This is a genomic window from Xylanibacter oryzae DSM 17970, from assembly GCF_000585355.1.
Classification (GTDB): Bacteria; Bacteroidota; Bacteroidia; order Bacteroidales; family Bacteroidaceae; genus Prevotella; species Prevotella oryzae.
In genome coordinates, this window is the sequence record NZ_KK073873.1 from 3,228,813 (window position 1) to 3,245,810 (window position 16,998).

At 38.4% G+C, this 16,998-nt stretch carries 14 protein-coding genes and 1 tRNA gene; 14 read left to right on the forward strand and 1 reads right to left on the reverse strand.

All coding sequences use genetic code 11. The annotated features are described in order from the left end of the window. Positions 1–20 precede the first annotated feature (20 nt). The 6 genes from XYLOR_RS12930 to XYLOR_RS12955 all read left to right on the forward strand — a co-directional run bounded on the left by XYLOR_RS12930 (position 21) and on the right by XYLOR_RS12955 (position 5,888). A complete protein-coding gene (locus XYLOR_RS12930) occupies positions 21–446 on the forward strand; it encodes an ACT domain-containing protein (protein WP_036880286.1) in 426 nt (141 codons plus the stop codon). 81 nt (positions 447–527) lie between these two features. Next, positions 528–602: transfer RNA gene (locus XYLOR_RS12935), tRNA-Val, on the forward strand. 134 nt (positions 603–736) lie between these two features. Then, a complete protein-coding gene (gene purB, locus XYLOR_RS12940) occupies positions 737–2,083 on the forward strand; it encodes an adenylosuccinate lyase (RefSeq protein ID WP_036880288.1) in 1,347 nt (448 codons plus the stop codon). A 68-nt stretch (positions 2,084–2,151) separates the two neighbouring features. Beyond that, complete coding sequence (locus XYLOR_RS12945; protein WP_036880291.1) at positions 2,152–3,738, forward strand: pseudouridine synthase; 1,587 nt, start codon at positions 2,152–2,154, stop codon at positions 3,736–3,738. Positions 3,739–3,770: 32 nt separating this feature from the next. Then, on the forward strand, positions 3,771–5,174 hold the full coding sequence (asnS, locus tag XYLOR_RS12950; RefSeq protein WP_036880293.1) for an asparagine--tRNA ligase: 1,404 nt from the start codon (positions 3,771–3,773) through the stop codon (positions 5,172–5,174). A gap of 180 nt (positions 5,175–5,354) precedes the next feature. Then, the gene (locus XYLOR_RS12955) at positions 5,355–5,888 is read left to right on the forward strand and encodes an HNH endonuclease (protein WP_245602019.1); all 534 of its coding nucleotides are present in this window, start codon (positions 5,355–5,357) and stop codon (positions 5,886–5,888) included. 35 nt (positions 5,889–5,923) lie between these two features. On the opposite strand, the gene XYLOR_RS12960 is transcribed toward XYLOR_RS12955, so the two are convergent. Continuing rightward, on the reverse strand, positions 5,924–6,337 hold the full coding sequence (locus XYLOR_RS12960; RefSeq protein WP_036880298.1) for an EamA family transporter: 414 nt from the start codon (positions 6,335–6,337) through the stop codon (positions 5,924–5,926). Between the two features lie 254 nt (positions 6,338–6,591). Here XYLOR_RS12960 and XYLOR_RS12965 point away from each other — a divergent pair, with 254 nt between their 5' ends. The 8 genes from XYLOR_RS12965 to XYLOR_RS13000 all read left to right on the forward strand — a co-directional run bounded on the left by XYLOR_RS12965 (position 6,592) and on the right by XYLOR_RS13000 (position 16,872). After that, a complete protein-coding gene (locus tag XYLOR_RS12965; RefSeq protein WP_051509014.1) occupies positions 6,592–7,248 on the forward strand; it encodes a phosphatase PAP2 family protein in 657 nt (218 codons plus the stop codon). Beyond that, complete coding sequence (locus tag XYLOR_RS12970; protein ID WP_036880300.1) at positions 7,245–8,498, forward strand: phosphatase PAP2 family protein; 1,254 nt, start codon at positions 7,245–7,247, stop codon at positions 8,496–8,498. Before XYLOR_RS12965 ends, XYLOR_RS12970 begins: the two co-directional genes overlap by 4 nt. An 18-nt stretch (positions 8,499–8,516) precedes the next feature. Continuing rightward, a complete protein-coding gene (locus XYLOR_RS12975) occupies positions 8,517–9,797 on the forward strand; it encodes a TolC family protein (RefSeq protein ID WP_036880302.1) in 1,281 nt (426 codons plus the stop codon). Between the two features lies 1 nt (position 9,798). Then, positions 9,799–10,680: an efflux RND transporter periplasmic adaptor subunit gene (locus tag XYLOR_RS12980; RefSeq protein ID WP_036880303.1), complete on the forward strand. Its 882-nt coding sequence runs from the start codon at positions 9,799–9,801 to the stop codon at positions 10,678–10,680. Between the two features lie 5 nt (positions 10,681–10,685). Beyond that, positions 10,686–13,817, forward strand: a complete 3,132-nt coding sequence (locus XYLOR_RS12985; RefSeq protein ID WP_084608623.1) for an efflux RND transporter permease subunit — start codon at positions 10,686–10,688, stop codon at positions 13,815–13,817. Between the two features lie 40 nt (positions 13,818–13,857). Beyond that, a complete protein-coding gene (locus XYLOR_RS12990; protein ID WP_036881137.1) occupies positions 13,858–14,535 on the forward strand; it encodes a response regulator transcription factor in 678 nt (225 codons plus the stop codon). Next, positions 14,532–15,584: a sensor histidine kinase gene (locus tag XYLOR_RS12995; protein ID WP_036880305.1), complete on the forward strand. Its 1,053-nt coding sequence runs from the start codon at positions 14,532–14,534 to the stop codon at positions 15,582–15,584. The genes XYLOR_RS12990 and XYLOR_RS12995 overlap by 4 nt, the downstream gene beginning before the upstream one ends. Before the next feature lie 127 nt (positions 15,585–15,711). After that, positions 15,712–16,872, forward strand: coding sequence for a hypothetical protein (locus XYLOR_RS13000; protein ID WP_036880307.1), 1,161 nt, complete (start codon positions 15,712–15,714; stop codon positions 16,870–16,872). Positions 16,873–16,998: the final 126 nt, after the last annotated feature.

The following is a 16,998-nucleotide window of genomic DNA, read 5'->3' on the forward strand; positions in this document are numbered from 1 at the left end:
CCTTTATAAAAAATAATAATATGTTAGCTAAGCAATTATCAATATTCCTCGAGAATAAGTCAGGTAGACTTACAGAGGTAACAGAAGTATTGGGCAATTCGGGCGTAAATCTTTCAGCCATGAGCATAGCAGATAACTCTGATTTCGGCATACTCCGTTGTATTGTTTCCGATCCTGATTTTGCATGCAAAGTATTAAAGGATGCAGGGTTTGCTGTTAAAATTACAGACGTTATCGGTTTCAGTTGTCCCAACACATCAGGCTCACTTGCCCTAGTACTGAAGTATCTGTCTGATAATGGCGTATTTATAGAATATATGTACTCCTTTGCCAATGGCGATGTAGCCAATGTCGTGATACGTCCTACAGATTTGGAGAGCTGTGAAAAAATACTTTCAGAGAAAAAAGTAGACCTTCTTGCGGCTAATGATTTGTATAAACTTTGAATTATAAATAAAAAAGTGGTGCAAAAGTTTGGCGGTTCCAAAAAAAACGCATACCTTTGCACCGCTTTACAGAAAATGTAAGGGCGTTTAGCTCAGCTGGTTTAGAGCATCTGCCTTACAAGCAGAGGGTCGGCGGTTCGAATCCGTCAACGCCCACACCAAGACCTTTCATACTTCTGAGAGGTCTTTTTTTTGTTATAAAATGCTGTTTTTTTAAACTTTAATAGTTTAAATTATTGTAAGTCGATTTAATTTATTAACTTTGCCCCAATAATTATATAAGTATTAGTATGGAGCTCGATTTATTAACCGCCATCTCACCTATAGATGGGCGCTATAGAGGTAAAACAGAAAAACTAGCAGATTACTTTTCAGAGTATGCACTTATTCGCTACCGTGTCCGCGTAGAAATAGAGTATTTTATTACTTTATGTGAATTGCCATTGCCACAACTGAAAGGTTTTGATCATCAACTATTTGGAAGATTGCGAGATATCTATCAGAAATTTGATCAGAATGATGCACAAAGAATTAAGGATATTGAGAAAATAACCAACCACGATGTTAAGGCCGTGGAGTATTTTTTGAAAGAAGAATTCGATAAAATAGGAAATCTTGATGATTTCAAAGAGTTTATCCACTTCGGTTTGACATCTCAGGATATAAACAATACCTCTGTGCCATTGTCGATAAAAGATGCGCTTAATGAAGTTTATTATCCTCAGGTTCAAGAACTTATAGATCAGCTGCAAACATATGCAGATGAGTGGAAAGATATTCCGATGCTTGCAAAAACACACGGTCAGCCGGCTTCTCCTACTCGTCTTGGAAAAGAAATAATGGTATACGTCTATCGTCTTACCGTACAATTAGAACAGTTGAAATCATTACCGATAACAGCAAAGTTTGGTGGTGCAACTGGCAATTATAATGCACATCATGTTGCTTATCCTGAGTATGACTGGAAAAAGTTTGGCGATAAATTCGTTTCCGACAAATTAGGATTACAGAGAGAGCAATATACTACACAGATTAGTAATTATGATAATTTGGGCGCTATTTTTGATGCCCTACGTCGTATTAATACAATAGTTCTAGACTTAGACCGCGACTTCTGGATGTACATATCAATGGAGTACTTCAAACAGAAAATCAAAGCAGGCGAAGTCGGTTCAAGTGCAATGCCACATAAGGTTAATCCTATTGATTACGAGAATAGCGAAGGCAACCTCGGACTGTCTAACGCAGTGTTACAGTTCCTTGCTCAGAAACTACCGGTTAGTCGTCTGCAGCGTGACCTTACCGATTCAACAGTTCTTCGCAATATAGGTGTCCCTCTCGGACATAGTCTTATTGCATTCCAGAGCACACTGAAAGGTTTAAGAAAATTGATTCTCAATGAAGACAAAATAAGTGAAGATCTTGATAACACATGGGCGGTAGTAGCAGAAGCTATTCAGACCATATTACGTAGAGAGGCCTATCCTCATCCATATGAGGCTTTGAAAGCCTTGACACGTACAAATAAGAAAATGACTGAAGAAACTATACACGACTTCATAAGCACACTTAATGTTTCAGATAATGTTAAAGCCGAACTTATGGCAATAACACCTCATACATACACAGGAATATAATAAATATTTATATAATTAATTTTTTAGTAAATGGCCGTGAGGCTTAAATAATACAAAACAATACTATCATGGATTTAGAAAACGAGAAAACTCAGCAAGACGTATCTGGCGAACAGAATGAAAAAAGCCGTGAAGGCTATCAACCAACAGGTCAGTACAACAATTATTCGAGAGACTATCATAATAATGGTGGACGCTCACAGCGCCCACGCATACATGCGCAGTCTTCTTATTCATCAAATAGACCAAACACAGGTGGTGATGACGAAGGATTCCGCCCGGAAGGTTTTGGCTCAGGACTCCAGTCCGGTCAATCTCAGCAGCGTCCTTATCGCCCACATTATAATAATGGTGGCGGCTATCGTCCACGCTATAATAATGGAGGTGATGGCGAAAATGCAGGTGGCTATCAGTCAAGAGGTGGCTATGGTCAGAATCGTCCTCAAGGCGGTTATCGCCCACGCTATAATAATGGTGGAGAAGGCGAAAATGGCGGCTATCAGCAAAGAGGCGGCTATGGTCAGAATCGTCCTCAAGGCGGTTATCGTCCACGCTATAATAATGGAGGCGAAGGCGAAAATGCAGGTGGCTATCAGTCAAGAGGTGGTGATGGCGAAAATGTCGGTTATCAGCAAAGAGGTGCCTATGGTCAGAATCGCCCTCAAGGCGGTTATCGTCCACGCTATAATAATGGTGGAGATGGCGAAAATGCAGGCGGCTATCAGCAAAGAGGCGGCTATGGAGATCGCCCACAGGGTGGTGGCTATCGTCCGCGTTACAATAACGGCGGTGGTTACAACAATGGCGGTGGCTACGGTCAGCGTGGCGGCTATAATAATGGTGGTTATAACAGACCTCATTCAGACGACTATGATCCAAATGCAAAGTATAGCCTAAAGAAGAGAATAGAATATAAAGAACAGCATACAGACCCTAACGAACCGATTCGTCTTAATAAATATCTTGCTAACGCAGGTGTTTGCAGCCGTCGTGAGGCTGACGAATTCATACAGGCAGGTGTCGTTATTGTAAACGGACAAATTATAACCGAATTGGGAACGAAAGTAAAGCGTTCAGATGAGGTTAAGTTCCACGATCAACCCGTAAGTCTGGAAAAAAAAGTTTACGTGCTTCTAAATAAACCTAAGGATTATGTTACTACAAGTGATGATCCTCAGCAGCGCAAGACCGTTATGGACCTTGTAAAGAATGCATGTTCAGAACGTATATACCCTGTAGGTCGTCTTGACCGCAATACAACAGGAGTACTACTTCTTACTAACGATGGTGATCTGGCCAGCAAACTTACACATCCTAAGTTCTTGAAGAAAAAGATTTATCATGTTTATCTTGACAAGAATGTAACAGCTCATGATATGGAACAGATTGCTCAAGGTATAACCCTCGACGACGGTGAAGTTCATGCAGATAGCATTGCTTATGCTGATGATATGGATAAGAGTCAGATAGGAATTGAAATCCATAGCGGTAAGAACCGTATCGTTCGCCGTATATTTGAGAGCCTGGGCTATCGCGTTGTCAAACTAGACCGAGTACAGTTCTCTGGTCTTACGAAGAAGAATCTTCGCCGCGGAGACTGGCGTTACCTTACACAGCAAGAGGTAGAAATGCTTCGTATGGGAGCATTTGAATAAACACAAATCAACAAGATAAGAAAAAGTAGAAAATGGAAAAGATAAGTAGAACAAAAGTCATTGATGTACTCAAAAGTACCGCTTATGGCTCTATCGTAAATGTAAAAGGATGGGTGCGTACCCGCCGTGGTAGCAAAGTTGTCAATTTCATCGCTCTTAACGATGGTTCTACAATAAAGAATGTTCAGATAGTAGTTGAGATAGACAAGTTCGACGAGGATATAATAAAAGATGTTACTACAGGTGCCTGTATCAGCATCAATGGAGAATTGGTGCAGAGCCAGGGTAAAGGCCAGACGGTAGAGATACAGTGTCGCGAAATAGAAGTTCTTGGTCCTTGTGGAGCAGATTATCCATTGCAGAAGAAAGGTCATTCTATGGAGTTTCTTCGCGAGCATGCTAACCTCCGTCTGCGTACTAATACATTTGGAGCAGTATTCCGCATTCGCCACAATATGGCAATGGCGGTCCATTCATATTTTCACGAGCACGGCTTTTTTTATTTCAATACACCTCTTATTACAGCCAGTGACTGTGAGGGAGCCGGACAGATGTTCCAGGTAACTACAAAGAATCTGTATGATCTTAAAAAAGATGCAGATGGCAAGATAGACTATAGCGACGACTTCTTCGGCAAGATGACAAGTCTTACTGTTAGTGGTCAGCTCGAAGGCGAACTTGGAGCCACTGCACTTGGAGCCATATATACATTTGGACCAACATTCCGTGCAGAGAATTCAAACACTCCACGCCATTTGGCAGAGTTTTGGATGATAGAACCGGAAGTAGCTTTCAATGATATTACAGACAATATGGATTTGGCAGAAGACTTTATCAAGTATTGTGTGAAATGGGCCATTGAAAAATGTCAGGATGATCTGGAGTTCCTCAACAACATGATCGATAAGACATTGCTAGACCGCTTACATTTCGTATTAGAGCACGATTTCGTACGTCTGCCATACACTGAAGGAATAAATATTCTTGAAGACGCCATAAAGAAAGGTCATAAGTTTGAGTTCCCTGTATATTGGGGTGTCGACTTGGCCAGCGAGCATGAGCGCTTCTTAGTAGAAGAGCACTTTAAGCGTCCTGTTATTCTTACAGATTATCCTAAAGAGATAAAAGCCTTCTACATGAAGATGAATGAGGATGGCAAGACTGTAAGAGCTATGGATGTATTGTTCCCTCAGATAGGCGAGATTATTGGTGGTTCAGAGCGTGAAGAGAACTACGACAAACTTATAGGTCGTATCAAAGAACTTAACATTCCTATGAAGGATATGTGGTGGTATCTTGATACACGTAAGTGGGGTTCATGTCCTCATAGTGGATTCGGATTAGGTTTCGAGCGTCTCATCCTGTTTGTTACAGGCATGCAGAATATCCGCGACGTGATACCATTCCCAAGAACGCCTAATACAGCAGAATTCTAAAAATAGAATTTCATAATAATAAAAAATAGTCCCGATTCATTGAGAGTCGGGACTATTTTTATTCTATAAAATGTGATTATAACGCAACTTATTTCTTCATATCTTTATTAATTTGAGAATATTTACGTATCTTTGTTAAAAGAAAGTAATAACATAAATACATATACTATGCCACCTCCAATGATTAAAACCGTACGCCAGCTCATATACTGGCAGTATGCAAAAATTATCTCAGACGCTTCAAAATTCGGTAAACAAAATTACAGAATGGATATGCATTATTGTAAACAACTATGCTCTGGCGAAATCCATTGGTCGTCTGCTGTTAGGGAGTGGCTTAAAGAGAAAGAAAATCCGGACGTTTGTATCTATTGTGGCGAAAAGAAAGATTTAACCACTGAACATATCTTACCACGTATCTGTGGCGGAGAGGACATTACAGACAATGTAGTTAGGGTATGTAAGAGTTGCAATTCATCTAAAGGAGGTAAAAGACTTTACGAATGGATGGGATACAAATCTAAAGATAATATTAACCGTATAGCAGAAGGTAAATATTTGAAGTATCTATATTCTCTTCATGAAAAGAATGGAACTCTGGACGCAAGAGTTGCAGACTTATGCGATAAATGTAATATGAGAAAAACATGTGAGAGCAATAATTGTGTAGAAAAGCTTACGGTATATTGCCTTGAAGGATGCTTCCATAAATAAGCTACTCTAAATACAATATGCTATATTTCGTTTATTTATACTATCATTAGTATACTACCTGAAGCGATGAGGATCGCGCCAATGGCAACTTGCAATGTTATTCGTTCGTGTAGAAATATGAATGCTAGGATTATAGTAAATACTACGCTCAACTTATCTATAGGAGCAACCCTGGAAACATTTCCTAGCTGTATGGCTTTAAAATAAAAAAGCCACGACAAGCCTGTAGCTACACCCGAAAGTATAAGGAAAGTCCAAGTGTTACGACTAATTTCTTTTATTTCCGTCTGATGATTCCCGAAAAACACAATACCCCACGTTAATGTTAAGATGACAGAAGTTCGGATAGCCGTTGCTAAATCCGAATTGATGTTTTTAACACCTACCTTTGCACATATTGCTGTCAAAGAGGCAAATAGTGCTGACAGCAAAGCATAAAATTTCCACATAATATAAAGCTATTTTTGCAGAAGCAAAGGTAGCCTTTTTTTTATTATGGCGGATGTCTATGCATTACCAATTACAAAAAATCAAGGAAGTATACTAAATATTTAAACTATGTTTACCTCTTATTAATAATTATGAAGTAAAAGCTACAGATTTTCTACAAAGTTGGCCCATAATTTTGCATTCGATTTAATTTGAATATATGACGGCAAATGCGGTCTCATTTTTAGTAAATGTATAATAAGATAGAAAATATATGATGACAGAACTTGTTTCATTAGATAGACATTTGATGTTGCTGCTTAATTTTGATGGAGGTAAATGGATTGATACATTTTGGTACACATTCTCAGACGGGCGTATTTGGTTTCCGCTTTTTGCTGTTTGTTTGTTTATGCTGTGGAAAACATGTCAAGGTACCGTTAGACACAAAATACTGTTCATAATAATATTTTCGCTCATATTGGTTGCTGCAGACCAACTTTCATCAGGTGTTATTAAACCTCTAGTCGGTAGATTGCGGCCATCTCATGATCCTGCAATTGATAATATGCTGCATTATGTTAATGATTATCATGGTGGCTTGCATGGTTTTGTATCAGGACATGCCACTAATACTGTAGCAATTACTACGTGGCTGTGGTTGATATTTAAGGATAAAAGGACCCGGATATGTATGGTCATTTTTGCATTATTCACCTGCTATTCGCGCATATATTTAGGAGTACATTATCCTGGCGATATAATATGTGGTGCTATCTTAGGATTTATGTTGGCTTATTTTACATTCAAATTTACAGGAAAATATTTTACTGTCGGTACTCAAAAAAGGCCTGACTTAATACTGATAGTTCTCTTTATGACATTACTGCTAATTACAATTTATTCTACACTCAAAACATTCATTTTATGAAGAATTCTATTCTTACAGTATTTATTTTTCTAAGTATCCCTGCTTTTGGGCAGCATACGTTCTTAAAAGCGCAAAATGTAGATACGCTTTTTGTTGACAGTATTAAAAACAAGAGCTTTCTAGACCATATTTCGCAGACTCATTGGTTTAATGCTATCTATTTGGGTGTGCCTTTAATCATAGGTGGACTAATAGAGAAACATCAGGATACAAAATTCAGTAGACTTCGTAATGATTTCATGCCCGAATTCCATCGAAATCTTGATAATTACACCCAATTCGCACCAGCTGCAGTGATGGTTGGACTTAAAGCGGCAGGTGTAAAAAGTAGAAGCTCTTGGGGGCGCATGCTGTTGAGTGATGCTTTTGCCACTGCAATTATGTCCGGTACAACACAAGGATTAAAAAATGTGACAAATGAGATGCGTCCGGATGGATCAAACAATCATAGCTTTCCTTCCGGGCACACAGCCACTGCTTTTATGACAGCTACTATGCTAAGTAAAGAATATGGATATTTGAGTCCTTGGGTTAGCGTTGGCGCTTATAGTGTGGCAACAGCTACAGGACTGATGCGTATGGCTAACAACAAGCACTGGTTGAGTGATGTGATGGTTGGAGCAGGAATCGGTATCATTTCGACAGAGATGGGTTATTGGCTGGCTGACGTTATCTGTAAGGACAAAGGCCGTAATATTTCTGATCATGAAATGCAAAATATGATTCTATATCATACCAACCCTTCTTTCCTTGGCCTATATATGGGTTTCAACTTGCCTTTAAGTAAATACGATCTTGATGAAAAGAATGCTTTTCAGACTTCCACAGGTACTACCCTGGGCCTCGAAGGCGCTTGGTTTATCAATCCTAATATCGGATTTGGAGGTAAAGCTTCTATTTCTAATCTGCAATATATCGTAAATGGGACAGATGCACCCAATAATACGTTCGACTTTTATTCTTTGGCTGTAGGGCCATATTTCTCTCTGCCACTTACTCCACGTTGGCGAATAGGCAGTAAACTTCTTGCCGGAGAGGTTTGGTATCCCAAGACAACGATTGGTAAAATAGAAATAGGCAAGAATCATGGACTGATTATCGGTACAGGGGCTTCTCTTGATTATCAAATACGCTCCAGTCTTGTAGGCAGCCTTCTCCTTGATTATAATATACAGTCTCCCGCTAATAAGAATAGCGGTGAATACATGCACATAATGACCCTTAGCGCCAGAGTCTCGGTAAGTTTCTAAATACGTGCAATAATAACTATGAAAGTAAAATTGTTGATACTCACCATTTTCGCTGCAATCTGGGCAATACCATCATCTTCACAGCATACATTAGATTATTTCGTTGCACAAGCAATCAAAAATAGTCCTCTTATAGTATCTAATCGTAATCAGAAAATGATAGACGCTGAAGAAATGCAAAGGTTGAAATCTGTTTACATACATTCGCATCTGGAGTTAACCGGCGATTTGCTTTTTGTACCAATTATATCTACTGACGATGGGAAAACTAGTTTCAAGATTGATGCACAGAATGCAAGCAAATTTTATGGATATGACCTCGGACAAAGTAGCAGTCATATTAATGTAGGACTAAACTGGACGAAACCTTTGACTGGGGGCAAAGGACTTAAAGAAGAGCAGGAACTACTTAGGATCAATCAATCCATATCAGAAAACAATATAAATCTTACTGCTCATGACCTGAGCAGACAAATTACAGAACAATATCTGCTCTGTCAACTGGATATGGAGAATGAACATTCTTTTCTGACAATAGACAGTCTTTTAATAAAACAAATAGATATAGTTAGCAAACTCTCAAATAATGGATTAACAAGTCCTACAGATGTTCAGCTTTTAAAGATAGAACGGCAGACAAACGAGAATCTCAGACAAGCGGCCATGCAATCATATATTACACATCGAGCCGAATTGAATACAATCTGCGGAATCAATGACAGTTCAATACTTGTACAAGTAAATATAAAAGAGCAATTACCTGATTATACTCATTCTAAATTCTTTGAACAATACAAACTTGACAGTTTACAAGCTCAGTCTACCTATAAAACTTATCTAAACCAATATCGTCCACAACTGTTCTTATACGTCAGTGGGGGTACCCAAACCGGCACATATATGGATCTATATAAGAGGTGGGGAATGAGTGCCGGCTTACATTTCAGTTTGACACTTTATGATGGTAAACAATTGAAAAACCGTAGTAGACAAATGAAAATCCAGCAGAATACTATTCAAAATGAACAGCAGTATGCAGAAACTGTAAGAAGAACAAGAATCAGTGAGCTTTTGCAATTAATTAATTCACAAGACCTACAGATAAGCAACGGCAGTAAGCAATTAGACGATTACCGTAAGTTACTTTCTGACTATCAAAAAGAAATTATGGCCGGAAGACGTTCAATTGTTGATTATGTAAATGTTTTCAGTAACTACAGACGTCAGATTAGTTCTCTAAACGAATTGAAAATTAACAGAAATATATTGATGAATACGTATAATTATTGGAACTGGTAATATGAAAAAACTATTGATTTATCTACCATTAATAATACTTATGGTGGGTTGCAAGAAAACACAAAACAACGAAGATGCTCAGCAAAAGCAACACACAGAAATAACAATCACATCAGTTGGACAAGGGCACATACAGCAAGAGTTAGAGTTTCAAGCTGAAACAGACTACCTGCATACAACACAAATTACTGCTCCTGTCACCGGATTTGTCAAAAGAATAATAATTCAACCAGGCGAGCATATTAACAGAGGCGGTTTTTTGTTTTCGATGATTAGTGCAGAACAGCACGCACTCAAAATGAATGTTGCGCCTACATCTGTTACAGCATCCAAACCTTCAATAGTAATGTCTGTAGGGCCACAGACAGGAAGTTTTGTAACAGAAGGAAGTCTAATCTGTACTCTTACAGACATCTCAAGTCTTGTATTTAAGATAAAGATTCCGTCAGAATACAGCAAGAAAATCCATACAGGCACTAAGTGTACAATTGTCTTACCGGATGGTAGTCGAATCAAGTCAACACTTTCTTCACCATTAATGCAAATAGACGGAAGTGACCAGACGATAGACTTTGTAGCGCGGATTAAAAACCTCTCATTGCCTGCAGGCCTTATTGCCAAAGCTTTGATAAACTTAAATTCAGAAGGCTCGAAAAAACGTCAGACTCTACCAATAGAAGCTGTTCAGAGTGATGACAATATGACTAAATATTGGGTAATGAGATTAAAGACAGACAGCACGGTAGAAAAAGTTTTCGTGACTACCGGTAATCGCGACAAAAGAAATATAGAAATAATATCACCAATACTTTCTTCAAAAGATAGGATTGTATTAAGTGGAGCCTATGGACTTTCAGAAGACGCTCTTGTAAATGTAAAATAATCATTATGAGTAGTATGCAGAAACAATCCATGTATCAGCTGTATATGAAACCGATAATATTTGTCGGTATTCTATTATTATTGGCAGGCGTATACAGTTATATAAATATGTCTAAAGGGCTTTTTCCTGAAGTTGAGTTTCCGAGAATAACACTGATAGCCGATGCAGGTCAACAACCGATAGACCGTATGATGATATCGGTAACAAAACCATTGGAAAGTGCTGTTAAAAAAGTCCCCGGTGTAACAATAGTAAAGAGTAGTACTAGTAGAGGCAGCTGTACTATTGAGGTCTATTTTAAATGGGGACTTGACATATATGCTCAGAAATCACAATTGGAAAGTAGGGTGAATGAAATTAAAAATTTTCTTCCTGCCGGTACTGTTATTTCTACAGAAGTAATGAACCAGTCGTTGTACCCTGTATATGGCTACACACTTAAGAGCAAGACACACAGCCAGATAGAGATGAGAGACGTAGCTAATCTTATTGTGCGCCCATTGTTTTCTCAGGTAGATGGAATCAGTAATGTTGTCGTGCATGGAGGTAAGGCCAAAGAGTTCGTGATTATTCCGAATGCCATAAAAATGTCGAGCTTGGGATTAACGCCCCAAAATATTAAAAATGCTTTTCAGCAAACTAATTTCATTGAGGGTAACGGACAAGTGGCTGATTATCATCGATTGTATTTGACTCTTACAGACACAAGAATAAGAAACATGCGACAGTTGGAGAATACCATTATACGCAATGGTAGCAACAGAACTGTCAGGCTCTCTGATATAGCAAGAGTAGAAATGCAAAATCAGCAAGAATTTCTTAAAATAAATGCAGACGGAGATGATGCTGTATTGATAGACTTAGTGAAGCAGCCTGGAATCAATCTACTTACATTTGCTCAAAATGTGGAAGCGAAACAAAAAGATGTTCTAAAAGCCCTGCCAAAAGGATATGAATTGAAACCTTACTACAATCAGAGTGCTTTTGTCAGCAATAGTGTTTCAGGTGTTGTGCATACAATTTTTGAAGGTTTGGTACTTGCCCTTATCGTGATGGTCATAGCCCTCAGATCGTGGAGAGCTAGCCTGGCTGTAATTCTATCTATACCTGTGACCTTTGGCTTTAGTATTCTGCTGGTTAGTCTTGTCGGAATCACGGTTAACGTGATGTCGTTAGGTGCCATAGCCGCATCAGTAGGACTTATCTTAGACGATGCTGTAGTAATCATAGAACAGATTTATCGTGAACAGGAAGAATACCCAGGCAAATCCCGTCTGATGGTGATTAAAGACTCCATTCACAATCTGTTCCCGGCCATGGTGGCGTCTTCGTTATCTACTATAGTCATCTATTTTCCATTCAGACTGATGAGTGGACTGGCCGGTAGCTTTTTCAGAGATTTGGCTACCACGATGGAGCTTACATTGGTTGCTTCGTTTTTTATCTCTTGGATTTTATTGCCAACATTGTATCTGGCACTTACCAATCATACCATTTTCAAGCCAAGGCATGCCGGTCGGAGCAAAGAGGGTATGGAAAAAGCAGCTATCGGCAATGTTAGTTGGCTCACATGGGTGTACAGACGTCCATCTTTCTCGGTTATATTTGTGATAGCAATAATCTTTGGCGGATACTTTGCTTATAAGAATATGCAGACCGGATTTTTACCTGACTTAGATGAAGGATCTATTGTGTTGGATTATCATTCGCCTGCCGGTACAGACATCGAAGAGACCGACCGCCTCTGCCGGCAGATGGAGAAGATAATAATAAGTAATCCTGAGGTAGAAACATATTCTCGCCGTACGGCTGTAGATATGGCTTTCAGCACATGCCCAGCCAACTTTGGTGACTATCTTATCCAATTGAAACCTAACCATCGTAAATCTACTCCGGCTGTAATCAGTGATCTGAGAAGAGAAATAAGCAGTAGGGTGCCACTGATGACGATAGAGTTCGGTCAGCGCATTACCGATCTTTTGGGCGATTTGATAAGTACGCCAAGGCCTATAGAAGTAAAATTATTTGGAGATAGTTATAATAGATTGCAGCAGTTTTCTGCTCAGGCTGAAAAAATAATGAAGAACACCACAGGAATAGTAGATATAGACAACGGATTAGTACCTGCAGGCTCGTCGATTGTCTATACTCCAAATGAGCAACTTCTTTCGCAATATGGCATCACATTAGATAACTTTAGTGAGCAGCTTTCTTGTTATGTAGGTGGTATGCCTCTCAGTCAGAATGCAAACATTATAGAGCCCGATCCATCGCAAGCGGCAATGACGGGTGGATTGCAGATAGGATCCATTCAGGATGGTGAGCAGATGCGTCGCATATTGCTTAGGTTTACCAATTTTTCCGAAAACGACCCCGAAAGAATATCCCGGCAGCCAATATTCCTGCCTGATGGAACTACACGCCCTGTTAACTTTTTCTGTACTTCGAAAGTAATACCGGGCGAAATAGAACAGAAACGAGAAAACTTGAAGAGTAACATCACATTGACAGCAAGACTTGATGGACGAGATCTTGGTAATGCGGTGAAAGATCTGCAAAAGTCTTTCAAGCAAAAACTCAATTTACCACAGGGTTATACTGTTCAATTTGGTGGAGCTTTTTCTGAGCAACAACAGTCTTTTCAAGAACTAGCCTTGATTCTCTGTCTAGCCGTGTTATTGGTGTTTGCCGTGTTGATGTTTCTAATTCGCAAGTGGCTTATGTCATTATCCATTCTTTTCATTGCAGTTATTGGTGCAACCGGTAGTCTGATAGTTCTTTATCTTACAGGTACTCCTCTAAACGTAAGTAGTTATACAGGTATTATTATGGTTGTAGGAATTATTGCAGAGAATGCGATCTTCACCATTAATCAATACGATATGAATATGAAGGGGGGCGGCACTGTATCTGAGTCCGTAGACTATGCCATTGCTCTTCGAATACGTCCGAAACTCATGACTGCTTTTAGCGCCATACTTGCACTTATGCCTTTGGCATTAGGGATAGGGGTAGGCTCACAAATGCAACAACCGCTTGCTATCGCTGTTATTGGTGGCTTCTGTGCAGGATTGCCTTTACTATTAATTGTACTGCCATGTCTAATTTTATTTGTCAATAGAAATGATAATAAATAAAAAAAGCTATCTTTGCATTCGTAATCAACAAGAGCAAAGCATGAAAATATTGATTATTGAAGACGAAAAAAAATTGTCTGACAGCATACGTAGCTATCTGGAAAGTCAGAAATATTTATGCGAACAGGCTTTCAATTTCAGTGATGCCAAAATGAAAGTTGGTGTATACGATTATGATTGTGTACTACTTGATCTGATGCTTCCCGGAGGGAATGGACTTGACATTCTGCGCGAAATAAGAAAGTGTCATAATCCGGTAGGTGTAATAATAATATCAGCTAAAGACTCTCTTGATGACAAACTTACAGGACTGGAAATTGGTGCAGACGACTATCTGCCAAAGCCTTTTCCGCTGCCTGAACTCTCTATGCGTATCTATGCGCTTATTAGAAGAAAAGAATTTTCAGCCAACAATATACTGCAATCGGCTGCTGTGTCTATCAATCTTTTAGAGCGTCAGGCTACAGTTAATGACATTCCCATCGAACTGACTAAGACGGAATACGAGCTGCTTCTCTTCTTTATAAGCAACAGAGGTAAGGTGATAACAAAATCTGCTATAGCCGAACATCTGAGTGGCGAGATGGCTGACATGCTCGACAGCTTCGACTTTATCTACAGCCATATAAAGAACTTGAAAGCCAAGTTGGCAGAATGTGGCTGTACAGAAATCATTAAGACTATTTATGGTATGGGTTATAAATGGATAGAAGAATGAAACAGAAAACTCTTGCTAATTTACTGATGTCAAGGTTCACAATCTTTATGGTTACGATCTTGCTTATGGCAGCTCCGCTGTTCTATTTCATCATTACTCATTATTATGCGGAAGACCTGATAAGGGTGCAGGCAATGGCTCACATACCCAAACCAAGGCTTGATTTTCAACTGGATACTGTGGTAGGTTTGGTGATACAAATTCTGTCAATGGTAATGATATTGGGAATGTCCATATTTTTGATTATGAGGTTTGTGCCTGTAAAACTTTGGAGGCCTTTCTATGACACACTTCATAAGATTAGTCACTTTAAGGTTGAAGATGGAAGTGTGCCTGAGTTTGAAACTTCTAATGTAAAAGAATTTGCTGAGTTGAATACTACTTTAAAGCGTATTCTTAGCCAGAATGTGCAAAGCTATAAAGTGCAAAAGCAATTTACAGAGAACGCATCTCACGAACTGCAAACACCATTGGCAATTGTGCAGAGTAAACTTGATCTTCTCTTACAGGATAAAGACCTTACTCAAGAACAGGCCACACTGATGCAAGATATATATCATGAGATTAGTAGGATGTCAAAGTTAAATCGCAACTTATTACTCCTTGCCAAGATCGAAAATGCACAATATAAGCTTAACGAGAAAGTCAATATAGCAGAAAAAATACAATCGTTGATTCCTTCGCTCGAACTATTAGCAGATGGTATTATCATACGTTTACAAATCAAGAACGATAAATTGACGGTTGACTGTAATGAAGTGTTGCTTGAAAGTTTGATAAGCAATCTAGTGGTAAATGCAGTCAGACACAATTATTCTGATGGCGAAATTGTTATCAGTTTGGAGAATTCTACGCTTACTGTTACTAACACTTCCAAAGAGCGGTCTTTGGATTCCACCCATATCTTTGAGAGGTTTTACCGTAGTTCTTTAACCCAAAAAGGTAATGGGCTAGGTTTGGCTATAGTAAAGTCTATCTGTGATTATAACCATTGGACTATTAATTATTTTTACGAAAAGGGATTACATAATTTTTCTGTTCGTTTTTGATTGAAATTATAAAAACACAATATTTTTGTTATTTTTTAGTCATTTTATTGGTTGATATTAATTTATTCTTGTTATATTTGCATACAAATTGAGATAACTAGATTTGTAACCTTAAATAGCAATAGTTATGAGAAGATCTCTATTACAGAAGAATATGTTAATAATGTCCTTTTTGGTAATAGGACGCCTGATTGGTTTTGCACAATATTCGAATGTGAGTGTTGAAAAGTTTCCTGTTCAAATGAATATCGTTCATGTGGATTACAGGGATTCAAGTACTTTGGTATTTGTAAGCTATACTAGTCAGAAGGGCGTGAAATATTGCACTATTAATGATCGGGCGTGTATCCAAATAAAAAATAATAATAAGAAGTATCGTCTTATACATAGTATCAATTTGCCTATAAACTCTGAGGCCGAAAAGAATTATATGCTTTTTGATAGCGTGGGACAAAAGCATAACTTTGTACTCGAATTTGAAAAAATACCGACTGCTCAAGTTTTCGATATTATTGAAAGTGAAAAAGACCCTAATTCTTTAAATTTCTATGGCGTAAGTGTGGATACTTTGAAACGTGATGGCTTTAAAGATATAAATAATTTTGTCTCGTCGACACCTGTAAAAGAGACCGGATCGTATATAAAAAATGGGAACACTGTATATTATATAAACTCGAACAATATAATCGTTTCAATATCGGTACACGTAATTAGCCAATATGGTAAATACTTTAATGTTAATGTAGATGTAAAAAATTTTAGTGGTAAGAGTATCCTCTTTTCTCTTTCGCATGTCAAGGCTGAAGGCTATTTCTATATTGGTGATGTTGTGTACGAGACTTATCCCTTGAAGGTACTAACCTCTACTGAATATGACAAAAAAGTGTCTTCAAGGCAGACGTTGAATAATGTACTACTGGCAGTGGGTGAGGGTCTTAGTGCTGCTAGTGCTAGCTATAGTAGGTCTGCAACATCATATACAGCCAATTCTCATACCGTAGGTGGATTGTATGGCAATGCATATACATCTACATATGGATACGCAAATACAGTTACTTATAATAGTGCTGCTGCTTATGTTGCCCAACAGAACGCTTGCGCTATTTGTTCTAATTATGCAAATGGACAGAATGCTATTAGACAACAGTTGAATGATGGCTATGCAAAAGACAATACTATTCAGAATCAAACGGAGTATTCGGGATCTTTTAATATCAAATATAAGCAGTCGGATCATTTTAAAATTGTTTTTACAATTGATGATGTTCAATATCCTTTCATGTTTTAAAAACTTCATTTGTCTTGAGGTTCTATGTTTTTAGAATTTGTGTAAACGAAGTTATAACCATATTTACTGAAATCAGGAAAAGACACATTGTACATCAAAAAAAACTTTTGAGACTGAGACTTTTGA